Genomic DNA, 25,124 nt, shown 5'->3' with positions numbered 1-25,124 from the left:
CTTGTAGCCTCAAAGAAAGAAGGAAAGAGTCATGCAACTCAATCCCGCAGAAATTTCCGAACTGATCAAGAGCCGCATCGAGGGCCTCGGGGTCAGCGCCAACATCCGCAACGAGGGCACCGTGGTTTCGGTGACCGACGGCATCGTGCGCGTGCACGGCCTGTCCGACGCGATGCAGGGCGAAATGCTCGAATTCCCGCCCACGGCTGACGGCACGCCGTCGTTCGGCCTGGCGCTGAACCTCGAGCGCGACTCGGTCGGCGCCGTGATCCTGGGCGAGTACGAGCACATCTCCGAAGGCGACACCGTCAAGTGCACGGGCCGCATCCTGGAAGTGCCCGTCGGCCCCGAGCTCATCGGCCGCGTGGTGAACGCACTGGGCCAGCCGATCGACGGCAAGGGTCCCATCAACGCCAAGATGACCGACGTGATCGAGAAGGTCGCACCGGGCGTGATCGCCCGCAAGTCGGTCGACCAGCCGATGCAGACCGGCCTCAAGTCGATCGACTCGATGGTGCCGATCGGCCGCGGCCAGCGCGAGCTGATCATCGGCGACCGCCAGACCGGCAAGACGGCTGTGGCGATCGACGCGATCATCAACCAGAAGGGTCAGAACATGACCTGCGTCTACGTTGCGATCGGCCAGAAGGCTTCGTCGATCAAGAACGTGGTGCGCGCACTCGAACAAGCCGGCGCGATGGACTACACCATCGTGGTGGCCGCATCGGCCTCCGAATCGGCCGCCATGCAGTACGTGTCGGCCTACTCGGGCTGCACCATGGGCGAATACTTCCGCGACCGCGGCGAAGACGCGCTCATCGTCTATGACGACCTCTCCAAGCAAGCCGTGGCCTACCGCCAGGTCTCGCTGCTGCTGCGCCGCCCGCCAGGCCGCGAAGCCTACCCCGGCGACGTGTTCTATCTCCACAGCCGCCTGCTCGAGCGCGCAGCCCGCGTGAACGCCGACTACGTCGAAGCCTTCACCAAGGGTGAAGTCAAGGGCAAGACCGGTTCGCTGACGGCACTGCCGATCATCGAAACGCAGGCCGGCGACGTGTCCGCCTTCGTTCCGACCAACGTGATCTCGATCACCGACGGCCAGATCTTCCTGGAAACCAACCTGTTCAACGCCGGTATCCGTCCCGCCATCAACGCCGGTATCTCGGTGTCGCGCGTGGGTTCGTCGGCGCAGACCAAGGTCATCAAGGGCCTGTCGGGCGGTATCCGTACCGACCTGGCCCAGTACCGCGAGCTGGCTGCGTTCGCGCAGTTCGCCTCCGACCTGGACGAAGCCACCCGCAAGCAGCTCGACCGCGGTGCCCGCGTGACCGAACTGCTCAAGCAGGCCCAGTACAGCCCGCTGCCGATCTCGCTGATGGGCGCCACGCTGTTCGCGGTGAACAAGGGCTTCATGGACGACCTCGAGATCAAGAAGGTGCTGCCGTTCGAACACGGCCTGCACCAGTTCCTGAAGTCCAGCCATGCTGCGCTGCTCGACAAGATCGAAAAGGCCAAGGCGCTCGACAAGGACGCCGAGGCCGAGCTGACCGCCGCCATCACGTCGTTCAAGAAGTCGTTCGCCTGATCGGCCGGACAAGGAGCACTCATGGCAGCTGGTAAGGAAATCCGCGGCAAGATCAAATCGGTGGAAAACACCAAGAAGATCACCAAGGCCATGGAAATGGTCTCGGTTTCCAAGATGCGCAAGGCGCAAGAGCGCATGCGTGCCGCCCGCCCCTACAGCGAAAAGATCCGCAACATCGCGGCCAACCTGGGCAAGGCGAATCCCGAGTACACGCACGCGTTCATGAAGAAGAACGAGGCCAAGGCCATCGGCTTCATCATCGTCACGAGCGACAAGGGCCTGTGCGGCGGCTTGAACACCAACCTGCTGCGCGCCGTCACCGGCAAGCTGCGGGAAGCACAGAGCGCGGGCATCGCGATCGAGTCGGTGGCCATCGGCAGCAAGGGCCTGGGCTTCCTGAACCGCATCGGTGCGCGCGTGGTGGCCCACGTCACCCACCTGGGCGACACGCCGCATCTCGACAAGCTCATCGGCCCGGTCAAGACGCTGCTCGACGCCTATGCGGAAGGCAAGCTCTCGGCCGTGTACCTGTGCTACACGAAGTTCATCAACACGATCAAGCAGGAGCCGCTCGTCGAGCAGCTGCTGCCGCTGGCCGCGGACTCGCTGCAGGTCGAGGCTGGCCAGCATTCGTGGGACTACATCTACGAGCCCGATGCGCAGAGCGTGATCGACGAGCTGCTGGTGCGCTATGTGGAGTCGCTGGTCTACCAGGCCGTGGCCGAGAACATGGCGTCCGAGCACTCCGCCCGGATGGTTGCAATGAAGGCGGCGACGGACAACGCCGGCAATGTGATCAACGAGCTCAAGCTGGTCTACAACAAGACCCGCCAGGCAGGCATCACCAAGGAGCTTTCGGAAATCGTGTCCGGCGCCGCTGCGGCTGCCGGTGTTTGATTGCGGCAATGGACCGGGCCACATTGCCATTCGCGCTTCGCACTGCGAACCGATGACCGAAGGCCTTTTTCTGGGGACTCTGCACAAATGAAGAAACTTCTCGTTCTGGTGGCCATGGCCGCCGCGCTGACTGCCTGCTCCAAGAAGGAAGAGGCGCCTGCTGCACCGCCGGCACCTGCCGCTGCACCGGCGCCCGCTCCCGCGGCGCCTGTCGCTCCGGCTGCACCGGCCGCGCCCGCAGCTGCCGCTCCCACGGCATCGGCCGCGGACCTGCCGCAGGAGTGCAACGACTACCTGGCCAAGGCCCAGGCGTGCGTGTCGGCGCAAAGCGGCGCGGCCGCCGATGCGATGAAGGCAAGCGTCGAGCAGACCAAGACGGCGTGGGCTTCGATGGGCACCGACAAGGCCGCGCTGGGCCAGGCCTGCAAGGCTGCCAGCGATGCCTTTGCCGCACAGGCCGCGGCCATGAAGTGCTGATCGGAAGCAACTGAAGAAACCAAGGGTGCCGGCCCGTCCGGCATTCTTGCAAAAGCGGCCCGCGATGGCACAAGGACGCTTCTGCAAGAACCTGTCGCAACATTATTGAGATCCAGAAGGAAACGCCATGGCTGAAGGAAAAATTGTCCAATGTATCGGCGCCGTGGTCGACGTGGAGTTCCCGCGTGACCAGATGCCCAAGGTCTATGACGCCTTGAAATTCGAAGGCGGCGGGCTGACCCTCGAAGTCCAGCAGCAGCTCGGCGACGGCGTGGTGCGCACCATTGCGCTCGGCTCGTCCGACGGCCTGCGCCGCGGCCTCATCGTCACCAACACCGGCGCGCCCATCACGGTGCCCGTCGGCAAGGCCACGCTCGGCCGCATCATGGACGTGCTCGGCCGTCCGATCGACGAGCGCGGCGACGTGAGCCAGGACCTCACCGCATCGATCCACCGCAAGGCGCCCGCGTACGACGAACTGTCGCCTTCGCAGGACCTGCTGGAAACCGGCATCAAGGTGATCGACCTCGTGTGCCCGTTCGCCAAGGGCGGCAAGGTGGGCCTGTTCGGCGGCGCCGGCGTGGGCAAGACCGTGAACATGATGGAACTCATCAACAACATCGCCAAGGCTCACTCGGGCCTGTCGGTGTTCGCTGGTGTGGGTGAACGTACCCGCGAAGGCAACGACTTCTATCACGAGATGGCCGACTCCGGCGTCGTGAACCTCGAGAAGCTCGAAGACTCGAAGGTCGCCATGGTCTACGGCCAGATGAACGAACCCCCGGGCAACCGCCTGCGCGTGGCCCTGACCGGCCTGACCATCGCCGAGTCGTTCCGCGACGAAGGCCGCGACGTGCTGTTCTTCGTGGACAACATCTACCGCTACACGCTGGCCGGTACCGAAGTGTCGGCTCTGCTGGGCCGCATGCCTTCCGCCGTGGGCTACCAGCCGACGCTGGCCGAGGAAATGGGCCGCCTGCAGGAGCGGATCACGTCGACCAAGGTCGGCTCGATCACCTCGATCCAGGCCGTGTACGTGCCGGCCGACGACTTGACCGACCCGTCGCCCGCCACCACCTTCGCCCACCTGGACTCCACCGTGGTGCTGTCGCGCGACATCGCTTCGCTCGGTATCTACCCCGCCGTGGACCCGCTCGATTCGACCTCGCGCCAGCTCGACCCGAACGTGGTCGGCGAAGAGCACTACAACGTGGCCCGCGCCGTGCAAGGCACGCTGCAGCGCTACAAGGAACTGCGCGACATCATCGCAATTCTGGGCATGGACGAACTGGCACCGGAAGACAAGCTGGCCGTGGCCCGCGCCCGCAAGATCCAGCGCTTCCTGTCGCAGCCGTTCCACGTGGCCGAAGTGTTCACGGGTTCGCCCGGCAAGTACGTGCCGCTGGCCGAAACCATCCGCGGTTTCAAGATGATCGTGAACGGCGAAGCCGACCACCTGCCGGAACAAGCGTTCTACATGGTGGGTGGCATCGACGAAGCGTTCGAAAAGGCCAAGAAGGTCGCGTAAAGCGGCGCATTCGACCGCCTGGCTTCGTTGCCGTGCTCGCCGTACCTATGTACGGCTGTGCGCGGCGCCTCACCAGACGGCCGACTGCTTGCTTTCCGCACCCTTCTTCAAACAGGGCAAAGGACAACAGATGGCAAACACTATTCATGTGGACGTGGTCAGCGCGGAAGAGTCGATCTTCTCGGGCGAGGCCAAGTTCGTCGCGCTGCCCGGTGAAGCCGGCGAGCTCGGCATCTACCCGCGCCACACGCCGCTGATCACGCGCATCCGCCCGGGCGCCGTGCGCATCGAAACGGCCGACGGCGGCGAGGAGTTCGTCTTCGTGGCCGGCGGCATTCTCGAAGTGCAGCCCAACGCCGTGACCGTGCTGTCCGACACCGCGATCCGCGGCAAGGACCTCGACGACGAGAAGGCCAACCAAGCCAAGGCGGCCGCCGAGGAAGCGCTCAAGAACGCCAAGAGCGACATCGACATCGCCATGGCGCAGTCGGAACTGGCCGTGATGGCTGCGCAGATCGCTGCGCTGCGCAAGTACCGCCAGAAGAAATAAGCAGGAGCCGAAAGGCTCTCCACAAAAAAGCCGCCTCCGGGCGGCTTTTTTGCGTCCGCCGTCACCACAAGGCGGCCTCTTTGATCCAAATATGGTCGAAGTTCGGCCTTGTCCGGCTGAAGCTGCGCCCCTAGTATTCGCCTTCGCCCCGGACTGCCATTGCTGCAGCCGGTGGCCAAAAGAATATCTGGAGACAAAGCGCGTGGCACCCTGGAGTGGCATCACTGCGGACGAGATGCGGTTGCTGGAGACCACCTTCTGGTCGGCCGGTGGCTCGCGCCATGCCATGGCCGAACAGCTCGGCTTCTCCAAGAGCAAGGCCAATGCGCTGATCGCCGGCCTGGTCGAGCAGGGCCTGCTGGCCGAAGCAGGCCTGCAGCGCTCCTCGGGCGGGCGCCGCGCCGAGAACCTCCAGCTGCATGCCGGGCTTGGCGTGCTGGTCGGCATCGACATTGGCGCCACCAGCCTCGACGTCGCGGTGCTGCGCCCCGACCTCTCCGTGCTCGCGCAGCACGACGAGCCGGCCGACGTGCGCGAAGGTCCGGCCGTGGTGCTGGCGCGGGTGCGCGTGCTGATGCGCGAACTGCTCGCGCGCTGCGGCCACGGCGCGAAGGACGTGCTGGGCATCGGCATCGGCGTGCCGGGTCCTGTCAACTTCGAGATCGGCCAGCTCGTGAATCCGCCGCTGATGCCGGCCTGGGACAGCTTCTCGATCCGCGACTACCTGCGCGAGGACTACGCGGCGCCCGTCTTCGTCGACAACGACGTGAACCTGATGGCGCTCGGCGAGCTCTGGCGGCTGAAGCGCTCGCTCAACAACTTCCTCGTGATCAAGATCGGCACCGGCATCGGCTGCGGCATCGTCTGCCACGGCGAGGTCTATCGCGGAGCCGCCGGGTCGGCCGGCGACGTGGGCCACATCTGCGTCGACCAGGATGGGCCGCGCTGCCACTGCGGCAACGTCGGCTGCGTCGAGGCGATGGCCGCGGGGCCGGCCATCACGCGCATGGCGGTGCAGGCGGCCGAAGCCGGCGAAAGCGCCATGCTGGCCGAGTGCCTGCGCCTGCACGGCCGCATCGACGCCGTCGACGTGGGCCAGGCGAGCCGCGCCGGCGATACCGCCGCCAACGGCATCATCCAGCGCGCCGGCAACCTCATCGGCCAGATGCTGGCGTCGGTGGTGAACTTCTTCAATCCCTCGCATGTGTTCATCGGCGGCGGCATCACGCGCATCGGGCCGCTCTTCCTGGCGGCCGTGCGGCAGAGCGTGTACCAGCGCTCGCTCGCGCTTTCGACGCGGCACCTCGAAATCCAGTACACGCCGCTGGGCGTGCAGGGCGGCCTGGTGGGTGCCGGGGTGCTCGCGATGCATGAAACACTGAAGGTCCGCGGAGTGGCGCCATGACGGCAGAAGCACAAACCAAGGGAAGCGTGGCGGTCGAATTCGACGGCGTGGTCAAGGCCTTCGGCCCGGTGCAGGTGCTGCACGGCGTGAGCTTCTCGCTGGCGCCCGGACGCGTGTACGGCCTGCTCGGCGAGAACGGCGCGGGCAAGTCCACGCTGATGAAGATCCTGTCGGGCTACGAGCCGCTCACCGGCGGCACGCTGCGCATCAACGGCCAGCCGCAGCAGTTCACGAGCTCGCGCGACGCCGAGGCGCTGGGCATCGTGCTGATCCACCAGGAATTCAACCTTGCCGAAGACCTGAGCGTGGCGCAGAACATCTTCCTGGGCCATGAAAAGAAGAAGGGCTGGCTGCTCGACGATGCCGCGATGGAACGCGACGCTGCTGCAGCCCTTGCCGCTGTGGGCCTGCAGGTCGACCCGCGCACCAAGGTGCGAAGGCTCATCGTCGCGGAGAAGCAGCTCGTCGAGATCGCCAAGGCCATCGCACGCCGCGCGCGCCTGCTGGTCATGGACGAGCCCACGGCAACGCTGACCCCGGGCGAAACCGAACGCCTCTTCAAGCTCATCGCGCAGCTACGCGCCGATGGCGTGACCATCGTCTACATCTCGCACAAGCTCGACGAAGTGGAGCAGGTGACCGACGAGGTGATCGTGATGCGCGACGGCCGCTTCGTGGCGCGTGCGCCCACGCCCGAGGTCACGCGCCAGCAGATGGCCAACCTCATGGTGGGCCGCGAACTTGCCGACCTGTACCCGCCGCGCGACCTGGTGGTGGCCGCCGATGCGCCCGCCATGCGCGTGCGCAGCTTCAGCGTGCCCGGCTGGGCGCAGGACGCGAGCTTCGAGGTGCGCCCCGGAGAGATCCTCGGCTTCGCGGGGCTGGTGGGCGCGGGCCGCACCGAGCTGTTCGAAGGCCTGCTGGGCCTCAGGCCCGCGAGCGGCCAGGTCGAGATGCTCGGCAGGCCGGTGCCCCACCAGAAGGGCTGGCGCAACCCGCGCGACGCCGCAAGGCACGGTCTCACCTACCTGAGCGAGGACCGCAAGGGCAAGGGCCTGCACGTGAACTTCGGCCTGCGCCAGAACCTCACGCTGATGGCGCTCGAACGCTATGCGCAGCCCTGGCTGCAGCCCGACGCCGAACGCAGCGCGCTGGCCGAGGCGGTGAAGGACTACGGCATCCGCACCGGCTCGCTCGACGTGCGCGCCTCGTCGCTCTCGGGCGGCAACCAGCAGAAGCTCGCGCTCGCCAAGGTGCTGCAGCCGAAACCGAAGGTGGTGGTGCTCGACGAGCCCACGCGCGGCGTCGACATCGGTGCCAAGCGCGACATCTACTTTCTGATCCAGCGACTCGCCCGGGAAGGGCTCGCGGTGATCGTCATCTCGTCGGAGCTGATGGAACTCATCGGCCTGTGCCACCGCGTGGCGGTGATGCGCGCGGGCCGTCTCGTCGCCACGCTCAACGCAGACCACTTGACTGAAGAGGAGCTCATCGCTCATGCCACCGGAACAGCAGACACCCATGCCGCAGCCTGAAGCCGCGCAACACCGCAGCGAGGGCAAGCCGCGCTGGACCGAGCACCTGCACGGGCTCGGCCCGGTCATCGGCCTGGTGCTGCTGTGCATCGGCGGTACGCTTCTGAACAGCGACTTCGCGACCGTCGACAACGCGATGAACGTGCTCACGCGCACGGCCTTCATCGGCATCATCGCGGTGGGCATGTGCTTCGTGATCATCTCGGGCGGCATCGACCTGTCGGTGGGCTCGATGGCGGCGCTCATCGCGGGCAGCGTGATCATGTTCATCAACTGGGCCGGTCCGGCCTCGGGCTCGCCATTGATGGCGGTGGTGATGGGCGCGGTGCTCGCGGTGGTGCTGGGCGCGCTGTTCGGCCTGGCGCACGGCCTTTTGATCACCAAGGGGCGCATCGAGCCCTTCATCGTCACGCTGGGCACGCTCGGCATCTTCCGCGCCTATCTCACGTACTTTGCCGATGGCGGCGCGCTCACGCTCGACAACGACCTGTCGGACCTCTATGCGCCGGTGTACTACGCGAGCCTCGCGGGCATTCCGGTGCCGGTGTGGGTGTTCGTGATCGTCGCGATCATCGGCGGCGTCATCTTGAACCGCACGGCCTACGGGCGCTACGTGCAGGCCATCGGTTCCAACGAACAGGTCGCGCGCTATGCGGCGGTGGACGTGGACCGCGTGAAGATCCTCACCTACGTGCTGCTCGGCGTGTGCGTGGGCATTGCCACGCTGCTGTACGTGCCGCGCCTCGGATCGGCCTCGCCGACCACGGGCCTGCTGTGGGAGCTCGAGGCGATTGCCGCGGTGATCGTCGGCGGCACCGCGCTCAAGGGCGGCGCGGGCAGCATCACCGGCACCGTGGTGGGCGCCATCCTGCTCTCGGTCATCAGCAACATCCTGAACCTCACCAGCATCATCAGCGTGTACCTCAACGCCGCGGTGCAGGGCTTCGTGATCATCATCGTCGCGTTCCTCCAGAGAGGGCGCCGCTAGTCCGTTCCCGTTCCGTTCCATTCGATCAACCACAAGGAGACATCCAGCATGACAAGCTTCACACGTCGCATCGCACTCACGGCCGTGGCGGCCGCGGCGCTCGCGAGCCTGCCCGCACTCGCCGCCGAGAAAGTGAACCTCGGCGTTTCGATTCCGGCGGCCACGCACAGCTTCATGGGCGGCATCAACTACTGGGCCAACCAGGCGAAGAAGGACCTGGAGAAGGAACACAAGGACCTGAAGATCACGATCAAGACCGCAGCCAATGCGCCCGAGCAGGCGAACCAGCTGCAAGACTTGTCGACCGTCACCAAGATCAATGCGCTCGTGGTGTTTCCGTTCGAGTCGGCCGCGCTGACGAAGCCGGTGGCGCAGGTCAAGGCCAAGGGCGCCTACGTGACCGTGGTCGACCGCGGCCTCACCGACACCAGCGCGCAGGATGCCTACGTGGCCGGCGACAACACCGCCTTCGGCCGCATTCCGGCCGAGTACATCGCCAAGCAGCTCGGCGGCAAGGGCAACGTGGTTGCACTGCGCGGCATTGCCACCACGCTCGACAACGAGCGCATGGACGCCTTCAACGCGGTGCTCAAGAACCATCCCGACATCAAGCTGCTCGACGCCAAGTACGCCAACTGGAACCGCGACGACGCCTTCAAGGTCACGCAGGACTACCTCACGCGCTTCAAGAACATCGACGCCATCTGGGCCGCCGACGACGACATGGCCGTGGGCGTGCTCAAGGCCATCGAGCAGGCCAAGCGCGACGACATCAAGATCGTCTTCGGCGGTGCGGGCGCCAAGGGCATGGTCAAGACCATCATGGACGGCAAGGACAAGCGCATCGGCGCCGACGTGAGCTACTCGCCCAAGTTCATCTACGACGCGATCAAGCTCACGGCCGAGGCGCGGCTGAAGGGCGAGAAGCTGCCTGCGACCACGATCATTCCTTCGGTGCTGATCACCAAGGAAAACGCCAAGGACTTCTACCACCCGAACTCGCCGTTCTGAGATTGCCTTGCTCCCTCTCCTCTCGGGGAGAGGGGACAGCTACCAGGACTTCTTATCGATGACTGATCAACCTCCCCGCAAGCTGCGCTGCGCCATGGTCGGCGGCGGGCGCGACGCCTTCATCGGCGCCGTGCACCGCAACGCCATGGCGCTCGACGGGCAGATCGAGCTGGTGGCCGGCGCGCTGTCGTCGAGTCCGGAGAAGGCGCGCGCCTCGGGCCGCGACCTGCACCTGGCCGACGGCCGCAACCACGGCGACTGGCAGTCGCTCCTGGCCGACGAGCTGAAGCGCCCGCCGCAAGAGCGCATCGACTTCGTCTCGATCGTCACACCCAACCACGTGCACTTTCCGGTTGCACAGGCCTTCGTGGAAGCCGGCTTCCACGTGGTGTGCGACAAGCCGCTGGTGCACACGCGGGCCCAGGCCGACGCGTTGGTCGCCGCCGTGAAGAAGCAGGGCACGCTGTTCGGCGTGACCTACAACTACACCGGCTACCCGATGGTGCGGCAGGCGCGCGAGATGGTCCACTCGGGCCAGCTCGGCGAACTGCGCAAGGTGGTGGTCGAATACAACCAGGGCTGGCTCGCGAGCCAGCTCGAAGGCGCCGGCAACAAGCAGGCCGGCTGGCGCACCGACCCCGCGCGGAGCGGCGCGGCCGGCGCCATCGGCGACATCGGCTCGCATGCCGAGAACCTGGTCGCGAGCGTCACCGGCCTGGAGATCGAGAGCCTGTGCGCCGACCTGAGCGCGCTGGTGCCGGGCCGCATGCTCGACGATGACGGCAGCCTGCTGCTGCGCTTCAAGGGCGGCGCGCGCGGCGTGCTGATTGCCTCGCAGATCAACACGGGCCTGGAGAACGACCTGCGGCTGCGCGTCTCGGGCACGCTCGGCACGCTCGAATGGCGGCAGGAGCAGCCGAGCCAACTGGTGCACCTGCCGCACGACGGGCCGAAGCAGATCTTCACGCGCGGCTCGCCATGGCTGTGCGAGGCCGCGCAGCGTGCCAGCCGCCTGCCGGCCGGCCATCCCGAAGGCTTCATCGAGGCCTTTGCCAACATCTATGCCGGCGTGGTGGCCGACATCCGTGCGCGGAACGCAGGCCAGCCGGCCGATGCCATCGCGGCCGACTACCCGCGCGTGGAAGACGGCGCGCGCGGCGTGCGCTTCATCGAGCGCACGGTGGCCTCGGCCCAAAGCGAATTAAAGTGGACGCCCTGGTAGGGCCGCGGGCTCGCATGCGCGAGTTCCAGGCGCACCGCATCGGGCGTTCATGACACCTTCTTCTTTCGAGAATCCGCCGCCTTCGAATCCGCAGCCCTGGCTTCGCGCCCTGGGCCGGCGGTGCCGCGCGCTCTGGCCGCTGAAGCTGGTCGGCAACACGGTTGCGACCGCGGGTTTCTTCCCGCTGTATTTCTGGATCATGAAGAACGCCGGCCAGCCCTGGACGCTGCCGCTCACCGCGTTCGACCGGCTGATCGCCTTCTGGCCGGCGCTGCTGCCGATCTATCTTTCGCTGTGGCTCTACATCGCGCTGCCGGTGTTCCTTGCCAAGGACAGGCGGGAGCTCTGGAGCTTTGCGCTGGGCTGCGCCTTCATGACCGGCATCGCACTCGTGGTGTTCTGGTTCGTGCCCACGGCCATCCCGAACTTCAGCATCGACACCAGCCCGGGCACCTCGCTGCATCTGCTGAAAACCGTCGACGCGGCCGGCAACGCATTTCCGTCGCTGCATGTGTCGTTCTCCGTGTTTGCCTGCGTGGTGTTCGCGCGGCAGCTGCGCGAGGTGGCTGCACCCGCATGGGCTCGCGCGCTCAACATCGCATGGGCCGCGGCCATCGTCTATTCGACGATGGCGGTGCGCCAGCACGTGCTGGTCGACGTGCTCGGCGGGCTGGCGCTGGGCATCGGCTTCGGGCTGGCCTCGCGTCCCCGCAAGGCCGTGGCGGCGGCAGCGGCCGTGCAGGCACGGCCGGCGTAGGCCGATTGCGCTATTCCAACCGCGCGCCGCGCGCGGTAGAACCCGGGCATCCTTTTCTTCGAACCGACGCGGAGCCCGCCATGAAGATTCGTCCATCCGCCATTGCCCTCTTCATGCTGGCCTGCAGCACGGCCTTGCCCGCGCTGGCCGTCGACTATCCCGCGCGCAAGCCCGGCCTGTGGGAGATGAAGATGGGGGACGGCGCCGGTGGCGCCAACAGCGCGCCGGCGCAGACCATCCAGCAATGCATCGACGCCGCCACCGACCAGGCGCTGCGCGACATGGGGCAGGGCATGGGCAAGGACACCTGCTCGAAGCAGGAGATGCGCAAGGAAGGCAGCACGCTGGTGATCGATTCCGTGTGCAGGATGGGCACGACCACCGCCACCAGCCACGCGGTGGTCACGGGCGACTTCGGTTCCAGCTACCGGATGGAAAGCAGCTCGACCTACAAGCCGCCGATGATGGGCAAATCCAGCGGGAGCTTCGTCATGGAGGCGAAGTGGGTCGGCCCCTGCAAGGCCGGGCAGAAACCCGGCGACATGATCATGGGGAACGGCATGAAGATGAACGTCGTCGACATGATGAAGGGCCAGCCGAAGAAATAGCTAGCCCATCAGGCTCACATGCGCCGACACCACGCGCCAGCCCTCCGGCAGGCGCGCCCAGGTCTGGCTCTGGCGGCCCGTGCGGTCGCTGCCCGCGCGCCTGAACTCGACGTTCGCGACCGCAAAGTCCTGCCCGAAGGTGGTGATGGCCCTGGCGGTGATCTCGCGCTCGAGGTTGACCGCAGGTCGGCCCTGGCGGAACGCGCGTATCGCGTCGTAGCCGTAGAGGTTCTCGCCGGCGCCGTAGCGCAGCGTGTGCGGCGAATCCCAGAACAGCCTGTCGAGCACCGGCACGTCGTTGGTGACGAGCGCGCGCTCGTACTCGGCGAACGCGGCCTCGACTTCGGCGAGCACGGCGGGCAGGTTGATGTCGGTCATGGAAACGGTCATGGCTTGCATTACTTTCCGCCCCAGTGCACGAAGCGCCGCTCCGCCACCAGGAACACGAGGTTCATCACGTAGCCGAGCAGGCCCGCCGCGAAGATCGAGGCGTACATGTCGGGCATGTCGAAAATGGTTTGCGCATTCATGATGCGCTGGCCGAGGCCATCGGTGGAACCGATGAACATCTCGGCCACGATCACGATCACCAGCGCGATCGACACACCCGAGCGCATGCCGACGAACACCTGCGGCATCGATTCGAGCAGGATCACGTCGGTCAGCACGCGCCAGCGCGGCGCGCCCATCACCTTGGCCGCGAGCTGGCGCTGCTTGCGTGCGCTCATCACGCCGTAGGCCACGTTGAACAGGATGGCCAACGCCGCGCCGAAGGCCGCGACCGCGATCTTGGTGGCCTCGCCGACGCCGAACAGCACCAGGAACAGCGGGAACATGGCCGAGGCCGGCGTCGAGCGGAAGAAGTCGATCGCGAACTCGATCGATTCGTAGATCTTCTCGTTCGAGCCCAGCACGATGCCCAGCGGCACCGCGATCACGAGCGCAAGGCCGAAGGAGGTGACGGTGCGCACGATGGTCTTGAAGAAGTCGCCCCACAGCGTGCCGTGCGCAAGGCCGTTCCAGAAGGCCGCGAGCGCTTCGAGCGGCGAGGGCAGCAGCACCGGGTCGACCGCGCGCGTCGCATGCACGAAGGCCCAGAGGCCGACCAGCGCGGCGATGCCGAACAGCGGGCGCAAGCGGGCGCCGAAGGCGTTGGCGCGATGGGCGAGGCTCATGGCTTGCGCACCTCCCGCTGGAACACATCCAGCGCGCGAGTCTTGGTGGCGATGAAGGCCGGCGTGATCGTGGTGTCGGCGGTGCGCGGCCGCGCCACGTCGAAGGGCAGGTTCTCGGCCACGCGCGTGGGACGCTTGGTCAGCAGCAGCACCTCGTCGGCCAGCAGCACGGCCTCGTCGAGGTCGTGCGAGACCAGCAAGGTGGTGGTCCGGCGTTCGACCAGCACCTTCTGCAGCCGCTCGCGCAGGAACATCACCATCTCGTAGTCGAGCGCGGAGAAAGGCTCGTCGAGGAACAGCACCTCGGGGTCGACCACCAGCGCCCGCATGATCGACACCAGCTGCTGCTGGCCGCCCGACATCTGGTAGGGGTAGCGCTGCAGGTCGAGCTTGACGTCGAAGCTCTCCATCAGCCTGTCCATGCGCGACTGCTGCTCCACCTTCGACAGGTTCAGGTACTGCAGGGGGTAGCGGATGTTGTCGATCGCGCGCAGCCACGGGAACACCGCCTCGCGGTAGTTCTGGAACACGTAGCCGATGCGCGTCTCGCGCGCTTCCTTGCCCTCGAACAGGATCTGCCCGCTGTCGCACGGCAGGATGCCCGCGATCATGTTGATCAGCGTGCTCTTGCCGCAGCCGTTGGGGCCGAACACCGACACGATCTTTCCCTTCGGGATGTCGAGGTCGAAGTTGTCGTAGATGGTCGCGTCCTGGAAGCGCTTGGTCAGCCCGCGGATCGTGATGTGCGTGCCCTTCGGGTACCAGCGGTGCGAGGCGCCGGCGTCCGCGGCTTCGGGCGCGGCGGTACCGATCGGCAGATGGGTGCTCATGGTGCGCATCAGAAGGCCCGCACCAGCGCCTTGCCGTCGATCCGGTCCTTGACCACGCCCAGCTCGGTGCCGATGTCGAGGAACTTCTGGAAGTCGCCCACGTCAGCGGGGCTCATGTCCCCGGCCATCACGATGCGCGGCAGCGGCACGGTGGCGGCCAGCTCGGGCGGCACCTTCATGCCCTGCACCAGGTAGCCGCGCGCGCTGCTGTCGGCCTGCGCCTCCTTCACGCCGCGCGCCCACGCGGCGGCGAAGCGCCTGGCCACGTCGGGCTTGTCGGCCATGAACCTGCCCGACATCACGGCGCCGGCCGCGAAGGCCGAGGCGCTCTTGTTGCCCAGCAGGTAGGTGGAGATCACGCCGGCCTCGATGCGCTTGCCGATCTTCTGCGCGACCATGATGGTGGCCGACGGCTCGAGCGTGTAGCCGCCGTCGAAGTTGCCCGACTGCAGCGCGCCCAGGTGCACGCCGATCTGCTGCTCCTGGATCGTGAAGTCCTTGCCTTCGGCCAGGCCCACTTTCCTGAGCACCGCGCGCGCCGCGCCGATGTTGGCGGGGCCGGGCGCCGAGAACAGCTTGAAGCCGTTCCTGAAATCCTTCAGCGTCCGGGCGGGGCTGTCGGCCTTGACGACGAACTGCTCGATCACGTGCTGCGCGTTCTGCCCGTTGAGCGAGATGTACTTCAGCGTGTTGGGCCGGCGCGATTCCATGTTGGCGCCTTCGAGTGTCACCAGGTTCACCGCTGCGTCGATGCCGTTCGACACCAGCGCCTGCACGGTCAGCGGGTGGCTGGTCATGGGCACCTCCTCGATCTCCAGGTCGGCCTCCTTGAAGTAGCCGCGGTTCACGGCCACGTAGAACGGCAGCGCCGCGCTCGAGGGGAACACGCCGACCTTGATCCTGTCGGCCGCCTGCGCCGGCAGGGCCAAGGCGGCGAGGACGAAGGCCACTGCGCCGGCGAGACGGGCGGTGGCGCGAAGGGGCGCGGCGAAGAAAAGCTCAGGGCGTGGCATCGTGGGGTTCTCCGGAACGGGGTGGCGGGGTCAGGGCGGTCAGGGCGGGGTCAGGACAGGATAGGCAAGCGGATCGAAGAAGGAGCTGCCGGCGCGGTACACGCGCGTGGCCGACATGTCGGGCGGAGCGCCGTCTTCCACCGCGCCTTCGAAGGTGAGCTCGAGCTGCACGCCGCTCGGGTCGTACACAAACAGCTGCCACAGCGTGGTGCCGGGCACGAGGAATTCGCGCCAGTCCAGCCCCGCGGCGCGAAAGCGCGCGACGTACGCGTGGTAGCCCGAGCAGGCCAGCGACACATGGTCGATGGCGCCGCTGCCGTGCGGCACCTGGCCGCCCGGTCCCAGCGCCGGGCCGCCGGCATAGACGTGGATGATGGCCTGGCCGCCCGGCTGTCCGCAGGCCAGCCATGCGCCGGGGTAGCCGAAGTCGGGCCGCGCAATCTCGCGCAGGCCGATCACGCCGGTCCAGAAGGCGCGGGTGCGGCCGAGGTCGGCGGTCTTGATCGCGAGATGAAAAAGCCCGTGGGTGATGGCGGCGCTCGTCATGGCGCAGGCACCGGTTCGCGCTGGCCCAGCGACACGTCGCGGAACAGCGTGGAAAGGTCGCCGAGGAACGCGGGCCCGGTCTTCCAGCGCGTTCCGGCCACCGGGTCGGCGCCGGCCAGCATGGTGTCGGTGGCCGTGATCGACAGCGCCATCGCGAAGCGGATGCGCTCGCGCCGCGCGCCGTCCACCAGCGCCAGCCAGTCGCGCGGCGCCTGGCGGCCGGCGCTGATCTCGCGCTCGAGGATCAGCGCGGCGGCGCAGGCGTCCTCCATGGCCTGGGTCGCGCCCTGGCCCAGCGTGGGCGCCATGCCGTGGGCGCTGTCGCCGAGGTACATCACGTTGGCATCGGCTTCGCCGAACAGCACGTCGGACTCCTGCATGCGGGCCCAGTGGCTGTGCGGCAGGTTCGCGCACATGGCGTCCATCAGCCATTGCACCTGCGCGCTCGGCACACCCTGCACGGGCTGGTAGGTGGCGCGCATCGTGGCCTCGGTCTTCCATTCGTCGCGCAGTGGCGCGCCGGGTTCGACCGGGTAGGTCGCCGCGATGTAGACATGCCCCGGCGGCACGCGGAAGGCCAGCAGCCGGTGCGGGCCGTTGAACCACTGGCCGTAGTCGTCGATCAGGCCGGCGCTGGTGTCGGGCACCAGCGTGCGCAGGATCGCCACGCCCACGTGGCGCGGCTCGGGCAGGCCCGAGAACGCCGCGCGGGTGGCGGAATAGCGGCCGTCCGCGCCGACCAGCAGGTCGATGTCGTCGATGCGGTGCTCGACGCCGCCCTGGACGTAGCGCACGGCGGTGCGTCCGCCGCCGCCCGCGGCCGCGGCGATCGACGCGATCTCGCAGCCATACCGGATCGCCGCGCCCGCGCCTTCGCGCAGCACGCGGTAGAGCTCCGACCAGCGGATGCGGATGCCGGGGTTGTCCGCCACCTGCGACAGCGGCAGGTCGAACAGCACCGTGCCGTCGGTCAGCGCGATCTGCCAGTGCTTCCACGGCAGGCTCGCGGCCTCGACCTCGGCGGCCAGCGCCGCGTCGCACAGGCGCAGCGCCTTGACCGCGTTGGGGCCCACGTTCAGGCCGGTGCCGGCTTCGGAGTGGTCGCCGGGGCCGACGCGCTCCAGGCAATGCAGTTCGATGCCGGGCAGCGTGGCGAGCCGGCGGGCCAGGATGGCGCCGGCCACGCCGGCACCGATGATCACGATCTTCATGCGGATGAGCTCTCGCTGTTGCCGGGAATGGCGTTGTTCGAAGGCGGGGCCGGTGGCGTGCATGGTGGGTGCGGGCACCTGCAGGATGCGTACCAAGTCCGCGCCGGCATCGGTTTGCGGGCGTGCCGTCATGCCGCGTGCGCGATCACCGCGACCAGTCCGCCGCCGTCCGGCCCCTGGTGCTCGGCGCCCCCCGAAACGAAGATGCGCGCGTCCCCCAGCACGCCGGCCACCATGCCGCCGACCGCGCCGCGGATGTGGCGCTGGGCATTGATGTCGGTGTCGTCGAGCATGGTGTGACGCGCGCCGCGCACCTGGCCGCGGCGGTCGGGCTCGCACTTGACGAACACCGCCGCCACCCGCGCCGCATCGGCTGCGCTCAGCTGGGGCGCCGCGTTCATGCCCAGCGGCCGCAGCGCCTCGGCCACCGCGCCGATGTCCAGCGCGTCGCGCATCGGTGCGCAGGCCATGCGCAGCGTGCCCTCCCAGGCCGCGCTGTGGCCGAGCACGATCACCTCGTTGGCCTCGACTTCGACGCCCGACGAAATGCTCGCGCGACGCGAGAAGCGCTCGAAGTCGGCCAGCATCGCGGCCTCCAGCGCCGGGTCGTCGGGCAGTTCGCCCAGCGCGATCGCCACGCCAAAAGCGCCGGCGGCACGCGCTGCCGCCATCGAGCGGCCCGAGTCGGCGGTCAGCACCGTGTGGCCGGCCGCGGCGGCGGCCTGGGCGCGCGCGGCCGTCACGCACGGGCACTTGACCTGCACGAAGGCCACGTCCTCGGCGCGGGCGATGCCGGCGCCGCGCATCGCCTCACGCACCGCGCCGGCCACCGACGCCACCTGCGCCCAGCGGCCGACATGCTGCGCGGGCAGCGGCGCGCTGACGGCCGTGCCGATCGCGAGCGCGCCCGGGCCGGGCCCGGCGGCGGCGTCCGCGGCGGGCCGCCCGCTGCGGGCGAACACCACGTAGTGCGGGCTCAGCACGCCCTCGGTGCCGCCCGACAGGATGCAGGGCAGCTCGCGCAGCAGTTCGGCGGCCGGCCGGCCCAGCCGCGCGGCCAGCAGGCTCATCAGCGTCTGGGTGAAGTAGCCGCGCGTGAAGTCGTTGACGCCGCCATTGCCTTCGGTCTTGCCGATCACGGCCACCACCTGCGCGGGCTCGATCACGCCCTCGTCGAACAGCGCGGCAAGCGCCGAGAGGTCGCCCGGATGCGCCATCGGAAGCCGGTGCACGGCCAGGCGCGGACGCGTGGCGGCCTGCGCCGGCGCGGTGCCTGGGGGGAGGAGGGTGGGAGCGTTCATGGATGCTGCGGTGCAACAGATGAACGCAGTATGGGCAGCCGGGGTGCAAACCTCCAGCGCAATGTTTCGCTCGTACCGAGCGCAAATTGTGTGCAGGCCGATCAGCCCGGCAGCGCCGCCAGCCGGTTGACCAGCGTTTCCATGAACGACAGCGTGGCGATCGGCAGCATGCGGCCGGCGCGCGCCGCCAGCACCAGCTGGCTGTGCGCCAGCGCCCGGTCCGACAGCGGGATCGACACCAGCTCGCCGCGCCGCACCTCGTTGAGCGTGCCGATCTGGAACTGGAAGCTGATCGCGCCCGTCTGCCGCGTGAACTCCTTGAGCGTCTGCACGGTGCTGGCCTCCAGCGCGACCTGCAGCGCGATGCGCGAGCGCGCCATCACGTCGTCGAGCAACCGGCGGCTGCCGAACGACCGGTCACCCAGCGCCACGGTGTACTTCTGGCAATCGGCCAGCCGCAGCGTGGCGCGCCTGGCCAGCGGATGGTCGGGCCGCAGCATCGCGCACAGCGGCTGCGCGATCGCGCTGATCACGCGCAGCGTCTCCGACGGCTGCGGGTCGTGCACCAGGATCAGCTCGACATCGTCGGCCATCAGCGACGCGACCAGGTTGCCCGTCACGCCCGAGACGATCTGGAACTGCACGCCCGGGTGCGTCTGCTGGTAGTGCGCGATGGTGCCGGGGATCAGGTCGGTCGCGACCGATTCGGCGCAGCCGATGCGCACCGTGCCGCGCACCAGCCCGCGCAGCTGCTCGATCTGCGACTCGGCCGAGCGCATGTCGGCCATGCTGCGCCGCACCGCGGTGATCAGCACCTCGCCCGCTGCCGTGAGGCGCACGCCGCGCGGCAGGCGCTCGAACAGCGGCGTGCCGATGTCGGACTCGATCTCGAGGATCTTGCGGTTGAGCGCCGTCGAGGCCACGTGCAGCTTCTCGGCCGCCTTGCGGATCGACCCCGCGCGCGCGACGGCATCGAGGTAGACGAAGTGGCGGGGCGGATGCAGCATGGGCGTGGCAAAGATTGTTCCACAGGGCCATGCGCGGCCGGGCCGGCGAAGCGAGCGTAGGCCGCCGCCCACAGCGCTTTGCGCCCGGCCTTCGGCACGCGGAGCGCCGCGCCGGCCTACGATGTCGGGCCATGACCGAGCCGCTGCCCCACAGTTCCGCCTTGCGCCCTGGCGACCTCGTGGTGGCGCGGCCCGAGGGCCTCTACTGCCCGCCCGGCGACTTCTACATCGACCCCTGGCGGCCGGTGGCGCGCGCCGTCATCACCCACGCGCATTCCGACCACGCGCGCCCCGGCCACGGCCACTACCTTGCGCACACCGACAGCGCCGGCACGCTGCGCACCCGCCTTGGCGACGACATCGCGCTGCAGACGCTGCCGTATGGCGAGGCGATCGAGCACCGCGGCGTGCGCGTCTCGCTGCATCCGGCCGGCCACGTGCTGGGCTCGGCGCAGGTGCGGCTCGAACACGGCGGCCGCGTGTGGGTGGCCTCGGGCGACTACAAGACCGAGCCCGACGGCACCTGCGCGCCCTTCGAGCCCGTGCCCTGCGACACCTTCATCACCGAGTCGACCTTCGGCCTGCCGATCTACCGCTGGCCCACGCAGGCCACGCTGTTCGCCGAGATCGACGCCTGGTGGCGCGCCAATGCCGAGGCCGGCCGCGCATCGGTGCTGTTCTGCTATGCCTTCGGCAAGGCGCAGCGCATCCTGCATGGCGTGGATGCTTCCATCGGGCCGATCGTGGTGCACGGCGCCGTGGAGCCGCTCAATGCGGTGTACCGCGCCGCGGGCGTGGCCTTGCCGCAGACCCTGCGCGTGACCGATGCGGGCGTCGATGCCGCGCTGCTCAAGCGCGCGCTGGTGCTGGCGCCGCCCTCGGCCCAGGGAACGCCATGGATGCGCCGCTTCGGCCACCATGCCGACGCCTTCGCGAGCGGCTGGATGCAGCTGCGCGGCACGCGCCGGCGGCGCGGCGTGGACCGCGGCTTCGTGATGTCGGACCACGCCGACTGGCCCGGCCTGCAGCAGGCCATCGCGGGCACGGGGGCCGAGCGGGTGTTCGTCACGCACGGCAGCGTGGCGGTGATGGTGCGCTGGCTCAGCGAGAACGGGTTGGAGGCGCAGGGCTTCAGGACCGAGTACGGCGATGAGGACGACCAGGAAACTCCCTCGCCTTCCGGCGAAGGAGCACCAACGCCATGAAGGACTTCGCGGCGCTCTACCGCGAGCTCGACGCCAGCACCTCGAGCCTTGCCAAGCAGGCCGCGCTGCAGCGCTACCTGCGCGAGGCCGATCCGGCCGATGCCGCCTGGGCCGTGTACTTCCTGGCCGGCGGCAAGCCGCGCCAGCTGGTGCCCACCAAATTGCTGCGGCTGCTCGCGCAGGAGGCCGCGGGCCTGCCCGAGTGGCTGTTCGACGAAAGCTACGAGGCGGTCGGCGACCTGGCCGAGACCATCGCGCTGCTGCTGCCGCCGCCCACCGAGGCGCACGACCTCGGCCTGGCGCGCTGGGTCGAGGAGCACCTGCTGCCGCTGCGAGAGGCCGGCAAGGCGGCGCCGGACGAACTGCCCGCGCGGCTGCGCGCGCAGTGGCGCCAGCTCGCGGCCGAAGAGCGGCTGGTGTACTTCAAGCTCATCACCGGCGCCTTCCGCGTGGGCGTGTCGAAGCTGCAGGTCATGCAGGCGCTCGCGGGCGTGGGCGACATCGATCCCAAGCGCGTGGCGCAGCGCCTCATGGGCTACACCCACATCGGCGGCCGGCCGCGGGCAGAAGACTACCGCGCGCTGATCGCGCCGGAGTCGGGCGCGGAGCAGGTGCAGAAGACCAGCGGGCAGCCCTACCCGTTCTTTCTTGCGCATGCCTTCAACCTGCCGCTCGAGCAGTTCGATGCCGCGCTCGGCCCGCCGGCCGGCTGGATCGTCGAATGGAAGTGGGACGGCATCCGCGCGCAGCTGGTCAAGCGCGCGGGCGTCGCCTGGCTGTGGTCGCGCGGCGAGGAACTGGTGACCGAGCGCTTTCCCGAGCTGGCCGTGCTGGGCGATGCGCTGCCCGACGGCACGGTGCTCGACGGCGAGATTGCCGTCTGGCGCGACGACCGCGTGCAGCCCTTCGCGGAACTGCAGAAGCGCATCGGCCGCAAGACGCTGGGTGCGAAGCTGCTGCGCGAGATCCCGGTGGTGCTGCTGGCCTACGACATCCTCGAATGGGAAGGGCGCGACCTGCGCGCGCTGCCGCAATCGGAGCGCCGGCTGCTGCTCGACGAACTCGTCACGCGCATGCAGCACCCGTCGCTGCTGCCGAGCCCGATGCTCACCGGCATCGAATGGAGCGACTTCGCACGCCAGCGCGAAGCGGCGCGCAGCCTGGGTGTGGAGGGCATGATGCTCAAGCGCCGCGACGCGCAGTACGGCGTGGGCCGCACCAAGGACGTGGGCGTATGGTGGAAGTGGAAGATCGATCCGCTCAGCATCGACGCCGTGCTCGTCTACGCGCAGCGCGGCCACGGCCGGCGCGCGAGCCTCTACAGCGACTACACCTTCGCCGTCTGGGACGGCCCGCCCGAACAGGAGGACCGCAAGCTCGTGCCCTTTGCCAAGGCCTATTCGGGCCTGACCGACGCCGAGATGGCGCGCGTGGACGCGATCATCCGCAAGACCACCGTCGAGAGCTTCGGCCCGGTGAAGAGCGTCGCGCCCACGCTGGTGTTCGAGCTCGGCTTCGAAGGCATTGCGCGCAGCACGCGCCACAAGAGCGGCATCGCGGTGCGCTTTCCGCGCATGCTGCGCTGGCGCGAGGACAAGCCGGTGGCGGAGGCCGATACCTTGCAGACGCTGGCCGCGCTGCTGCCGTCATGAACAAGGCAGTCAAGGCGGCGCTCGACGCCTGGTTTGCCGCGCGCGGCTGGAAGCCCTTCAGGTTCCAGCGCGAGGTATGGAAGGCCGTGGCCGCGGGGCGCTCCGGGCTGCTGCATGCGACCACGGGCGCGGGCAAGACCTACGCGGTGTGGCTCGGCGCGCTGCAGGCGTTCTCGTCCGCGGCGGGGCCTTCGCGCAGCGCAAAGGCCACGCCGCCGCCGCTCACCGTGCTGTGGATCACGCCCATGCGCGCGCTCGCGGCCGACACGCTGCGGGCGCTGCAGCAGCCGCTCGAAGCGATGGATGCCCAGGGCATCGACGTGCACCGCTGGAGCGCCGGCGCGCGCAGCGGCGACACCTCGTCGGCCGAGCGCAGCGCGCAGAACGAGCGCCTGCCCACGGTGCTCGTCACCACGCCCGAGAGCCTGTCGCTGCTGCTCGCGCGCGCCGATGCGGGCGAAGTGCTGGGCCGCGTGAAGATGGTGGTGGTCGACGAATGGCACGAGCTGCTCGGCAACAAGCGCGGCGTGCAGGTGCAGCTGGCACTTGCGCGGCTCCGGCGCTGGAACCCGTCGCTGTGCGTGTGGGGCATGTCGGCCACGCTCGGCAACCTGCAGGAGGCCATGCGCGCATTGCTTGGTGATCAAGAGGGCGTGCTGGTGCAGGGCGCGGTGCCCAAGAAGCTGGTGGTCGATTCGCTGCTGCCCGGCCGCGCCGAGCGCTTTCCTTGGGGCGGCCACCTGGGCCTCACGATGCTGTCGCAGGTGCTCGACGAGATTGCGGCCAGCAGCACCACGCTGGTGTTCACCAACACGCGCTCGCAATCGGAGATCTGGTACCAGGCGATGCTCGAGGCGCGGCCCGAATGGGCCGGCATCATCGCGCTGCACCACGGCTCGCTCGACCGCGCGGTGCGCGAGTGGGTCGAGCTGGGCCTCAAGAGCGGCGAGCTCAAGGCCGTGGTCTGCACCTCGAGCCTGGACCTGGGCGTCGACTTCCTGCCGGTCGAGCGCGTGCTGCAGATCGGTTCGCCCAAGGGCGTGGCGCGGCTGCTGCAGCGCGCGGGGCGCTCGGGCCATGCGCCGGGCCGGCCCTCGCGCATCACGCTCGTGCCCACGCACAGCATCGAGATGGTCGAAGGCGCCGCAGCGCGCGCGGCCATCGCGGCCGGCCACATCGAGGCGCGCCACACGCCGGTGCAGCCGCTCGACGTGCTGGTGCAGCACCTGGTGACCGTGGCGCTCGGCGGCGGCTTCGTGCCCGACGACCTGTATGCCGAAGTGCGCGGCACCGCCGCCTATGCGGATCTGTCGCGCGAGAGCTGGGCGTGGTGCCTGGCCTTCGTGTCGCAGGGCGGGCCTTCGCTGGCCGCCTATCCCGACTACCGCCGCGCGGTGCCTGATGCGGAGGGCGTCTGGCGCGTGCCGGACGCGCGGCTCGCACGGCGACACCGCATGAACATCGGCACCATCGTGAGCGATGCGAGCATGGCGGTGCAGTACATGGGCGGCGCCAGGATCGGCAGCGTCGAGGAAGGCTTTGTCGCGCGCATGAAGCCCGGTGACTGCTTTCTGTTCGGCGGCCGGCTGCTCGAGCTCGTGCGCATCCACGACATGACGGCCTGGGTGCGGCGCGCCACCGGCAAGCGCGCCGCGGTGCCGCGCTGGAACGGCGGGCGCATGCCGCTGTCGACCACGCTGGCCGATGCGGTGGTGCAGCAGCTCGCGCTGGCCGGCGAGGGGCGCTATCCATCGCCCGAGCTGCAGTGCGTGCGGCCGCTGCTCGAGATCCAGCAGCAATGGTCGGCCCTGCCCACGCCAGAGACCCTGCTGGCCGAAACGCTCGCCACGCGCGAAGGCTCGCACCTGTTCCTCTATCCCTTCGCGGGGCGCCACGTGCACCTGGGGCTTGCGAGCCTGCTGGCCTGGCGCGTGGCGCAGCACGAGGCGCGCACTTTTTCCATTGCGGTGAACGACTACGGCTTCGAGCTGCTGAGCGCCACGCCGGTCGACTGGCCCGCGCTGCTGCCGCAGGTGCTGCGCCTGCCCCAGGGCGAGCATGCGCATGCCACGCTGCTGCACGAGGTGCTGGCCTCGCTCAACGCGGGCGAACTGGCGCAGCGCCGCTTCCGCGAGATTGCGCGTGTCTCGGGGCTGATCTTCCAGGGCTACCCGGGCGAGAAGCGCAGCAGCCGGCAACTGCAGGCCTCGTCGTCGCTGTTCTGGGAGGTGTTCCGCAAGTACGACCCGGCGAACAAGCTGCTGCTTCAGGCCGAGCAGGAACTGCTTGCGCAGGAACTCGAAATCGGCCGACTGGCTGCCAGCCTCGCGCGCATGGCGACCCAGCAGCTGGTGCTGAAGCCGCTCGAACGGCCCACGCCGTTTTCGTTTCCGCTCATGGTCGAGCTGTTCCGCGAGAAGCTGTCGAACGAGAACGTGGCCGACCGCATTGCGCGCATGGTCGAGCAGCTCGAAAAGGCCGCGGGCGGCGTGGTCACGGCCGGCGGCGTGGAGCGCGTGAAGAGCACGCTCGCGTTCGGGCAGGAAGGGCCGGGCAAGCCGCCGTCTGCGCCGCGCCGCGAACGCAGGCGGCCCTCACGTCCGTTGCCGCCGCTCTGAGCC

At 68.7% G+C, this 25,124-nt stretch carries 23 protein-coding genes; 15 read left to right on the top strand and 8 right to left on the bottom strand.

Annotated elements, in window-relative coordinates:
- The first annotated feature begins 31 nt into the window (after positions 1 to 31).
- The 12 genes from atpA to RZE77_RS25260 all read left to right on the top strand — a co-directional run bounded on the left by atpA (position 32) and on the right by RZE77_RS25260 (position 12,563).
- Positions 32 to 1,585: a F0F1 ATP synthase subunit alpha gene (gene atpA, locus RZE77_RS25315; protein ID WP_015867632.1), complete on the top strand. Its 1,554-nt coding sequence runs from the start codon at positions 32 to 34 to the stop codon at positions 1,583 to 1,585.
- Between the two features lie 21 nt (positions 1,586 to 1,606).
- Entirely contained in the window at positions 1,607 to 2,482 is an 876-nt protein-coding gene (gene atpG, locus RZE77_RS25310; RefSeq protein WP_015867631.1) for a F0F1 ATP synthase subunit gamma, read from the top strand.
- 87 nt (positions 2,483 to 2,569) lie between these two features.
- Positions 2,570 to 2,959: a hypothetical protein gene (locus RZE77_RS25305; protein ID WP_319439781.1), complete on the top strand. Its 390-nt coding sequence runs from the start codon at positions 2,570 to 2,572 to the stop codon at positions 2,957 to 2,959.
- Positions 2,960 to 3,086: 127 nt separating this feature from the next.
- On the top strand, positions 3,087 to 4,487 hold the full coding sequence (atpD, locus tag RZE77_RS25300) for a F0F1 ATP synthase subunit beta (RefSeq protein WP_015867629.1): 1,401 nt from the start codon (positions 3,087 to 3,089) through the stop codon (positions 4,485 to 4,487).
- A 130-nt stretch (positions 4,488 to 4,617) separates the two neighbouring features.
- A complete protein-coding gene (locus RZE77_RS25295; protein ID WP_093247250.1) occupies positions 4,618 to 5,037 on the top strand; it encodes a F0F1 ATP synthase subunit epsilon in 420 nt (139 codons plus the stop codon).
- Positions 5,038 to 5,272: 235 nt separating this feature from the next.
- Positions 5,273 to 6,442, top strand: a complete 1,170-nt coding sequence (locus RZE77_RS25290) for an ROK family protein (RefSeq protein ID WP_319442413.1) — start codon at positions 5,273 to 5,275, stop codon at positions 6,440 to 6,442.
- Positions 6,439 to 7,977 (top strand): sugar ABC transporter ATP-binding protein, encoded by a 1,539-nt coding sequence (locus tag RZE77_RS25285; protein WP_319439780.1) that lies wholly within the window; start codon positions 6,439 to 6,441, stop codon positions 7,975 to 7,977. Before RZE77_RS25290 ends, RZE77_RS25285 begins: the two co-directional genes overlap by 4 nt.
- On the top strand, positions 7,964 to 8,965 hold the full coding sequence (locus RZE77_RS25280) for an ABC transporter permease (RefSeq protein WP_015867625.1): 1,002 nt from the start codon (positions 7,964 to 7,966) through the stop codon (positions 8,963 to 8,965). The genes RZE77_RS25285 and RZE77_RS25280 overlap by 14 nt, the downstream gene beginning before the upstream one ends.
- A gap of 48 nt (positions 8,966 to 9,013) precedes the next feature.
- Positions 9,014 to 9,976, top strand: a complete 963-nt coding sequence (locus RZE77_RS25275) for a substrate-binding domain-containing protein (RefSeq protein WP_319439779.1) — start codon at positions 9,014 to 9,016, stop codon at positions 9,974 to 9,976.
- A 58-nt stretch (positions 9,977 to 10,034) separates the two neighbouring features.
- The gene (locus tag RZE77_RS25270; RefSeq protein ID WP_319439778.1) at positions 10,035 to 11,198 is read left to right on the top strand and encodes a Gfo/Idh/MocA family protein; all 1,164 of its coding nucleotides are present in this window, start codon (positions 10,035 to 10,037) and stop codon (positions 11,196 to 11,198) included.
- 49 nt (positions 11,199 to 11,247) lie between these two features.
- Positions 11,248 to 11,955: a phosphatase PAP2 family protein gene (locus RZE77_RS25265; protein ID WP_319439777.1), complete on the top strand. Its 708-nt coding sequence runs from the start codon at positions 11,248 to 11,250 to the stop codon at positions 11,953 to 11,955.
- 80 nt (positions 11,956 to 12,035) lie between these two features.
- Positions 12,036 to 12,563, top strand: a complete 528-nt coding sequence (locus RZE77_RS25260) for a DUF3617 domain-containing protein (protein WP_319439776.1) — start codon at positions 12,036 to 12,038, stop codon at positions 12,561 to 12,563.
- Here RZE77_RS25260 and hpxZ read toward each other — a convergent pair whose 3' ends face one another.
- The 8 genes from hpxZ to RZE77_RS25220 all read right to left on the bottom strand — a co-directional run bounded on the left by hpxZ (position 12,564) and on the right by RZE77_RS25220 (position 19,646).
- A complete protein-coding gene (gene hpxZ, locus RZE77_RS25255; RefSeq protein WP_319427958.1) occupies positions 12,564 to 12,953 on the bottom strand; it encodes an oxalurate catabolism protein HpxZ in 390 nt (129 codons plus the stop codon). It lies immediately after the preceding gene.
- Between the two features lie 8 nt (positions 12,954 to 12,961).
- Positions 12,962 to 13,738 (bottom strand): ABC transporter permease, encoded by a 777-nt coding sequence (locus RZE77_RS25250; RefSeq protein ID WP_319439775.1) that lies wholly within the window; start codon positions 13,736 to 13,738, stop codon positions 12,962 to 12,964.
- Positions 13,735 to 14,568 carry an ABC transporter ATP-binding protein gene (locus tag RZE77_RS25245; RefSeq protein ID WP_319439774.1) on the bottom strand — a complete coding sequence of 278 codons (834 nt, stop codon included), beginning with the start codon at positions 14,566 to 14,568 and terminating at the stop codon, positions 13,735 to 13,737. Before RZE77_RS25245 ends, RZE77_RS25250 begins: the two co-directional genes overlap by 4 nt.
- Positions 14,569 to 14,576: 8 nt before the next feature.
- The gene (locus RZE77_RS25240; protein WP_319439773.1) at positions 14,577 to 15,581 is read right to left on the bottom strand and encodes an ABC transporter substrate-binding protein; all 1,005 of its coding nucleotides are present in this window, start codon (positions 15,579 to 15,581) and stop codon (positions 14,577 to 14,579) included.
- 39 nt (positions 15,582 to 15,620) lie between these two features.
- The gene (locus RZE77_RS25235; protein WP_319439772.1) at positions 15,621 to 16,127 is read right to left on the bottom strand and encodes a VOC family protein; all 507 of its coding nucleotides are present in this window, start codon (positions 16,125 to 16,127) and stop codon (positions 15,621 to 15,623) included.
- Positions 16,124 to 17,470 (bottom strand): FAD-dependent oxidoreductase, encoded by a 1,347-nt coding sequence (locus RZE77_RS25230; protein WP_319439771.1) that lies wholly within the window; start codon positions 17,468 to 17,470, stop codon positions 16,124 to 16,126. Before RZE77_RS25230 ends, RZE77_RS25235 begins: the two co-directional genes overlap by 4 nt.
- The gene (atzD, locus tag RZE77_RS25225; RefSeq protein WP_319439770.1) at positions 17,467 to 18,639 is read right to left on the bottom strand and encodes a cyanuric acid amidohydrolase; all 1,173 of its coding nucleotides are present in this window, start codon (positions 18,637 to 18,639) and stop codon (positions 17,467 to 17,469) included. The genes RZE77_RS25230 and atzD overlap by 4 nt, the downstream gene beginning before the upstream one ends.
- A 101-nt stretch (positions 18,640 to 18,740) precedes the next feature.
- The gene (locus tag RZE77_RS25220) at positions 18,741 to 19,646 is read right to left on the bottom strand and encodes a LysR family transcriptional regulator (RefSeq protein ID WP_192328193.1); all 906 of its coding nucleotides are present in this window, start codon (positions 19,644 to 19,646) and stop codon (positions 18,741 to 18,743) included.
- A 131-nt stretch (positions 19,647 to 19,777) separates the two neighbouring features.
- Here RZE77_RS25220 and RZE77_RS25215 point away from each other — a divergent pair, with 131 nt between their 5' ends.
- Genes RZE77_RS25215 through RZE77_RS25205 form a run of 3 tightly spaced genes read left to right on the top strand, consistent with a single transcriptional unit; the run spans position 19,778 to position 25,121 of the window.
- Positions 19,778 to 20,851, top strand: coding sequence for a ligase-associated DNA damage response exonuclease (locus RZE77_RS25215; protein WP_319439769.1), 1,074 nt, complete (start codon positions 19,778 to 19,780; stop codon positions 20,849 to 20,851).
- A complete protein-coding gene (locus RZE77_RS25210) occupies positions 20,848 to 22,503 on the top strand; it encodes an ATP-dependent DNA ligase (RefSeq protein WP_319439768.1) in 1,656 nt (551 codons plus the stop codon). The genes RZE77_RS25215 and RZE77_RS25210 overlap by 4 nt, the downstream gene beginning before the upstream one ends.
- Positions 22,500 to 25,121, top strand: coding sequence for a ligase-associated DNA damage response DEXH box helicase (locus RZE77_RS25205; protein ID WP_319439767.1), 2,622 nt, complete (start codon positions 22,500 to 22,502; stop codon positions 25,119 to 25,121). The genes RZE77_RS25210 and RZE77_RS25205 overlap by 4 nt, the downstream gene beginning before the upstream one ends.
- The last annotated feature ends 3 nt before the right edge of the window (positions 25,122 to 25,124 follow it).

Source organism: Variovorax sp. SPNA7 (assembly GCF_033807855.1).
Taxonomy (GTDB): domain Bacteria; phylum Pseudomonadota; class Gammaproteobacteria; order Burkholderiales; family Burkholderiaceae_C; genus Variovorax; species Variovorax beijingensis.
Note: the sequence above shows the minus strand (reverse complement) of the source record. Positions and strands in the feature narration are given on the sequence as shown.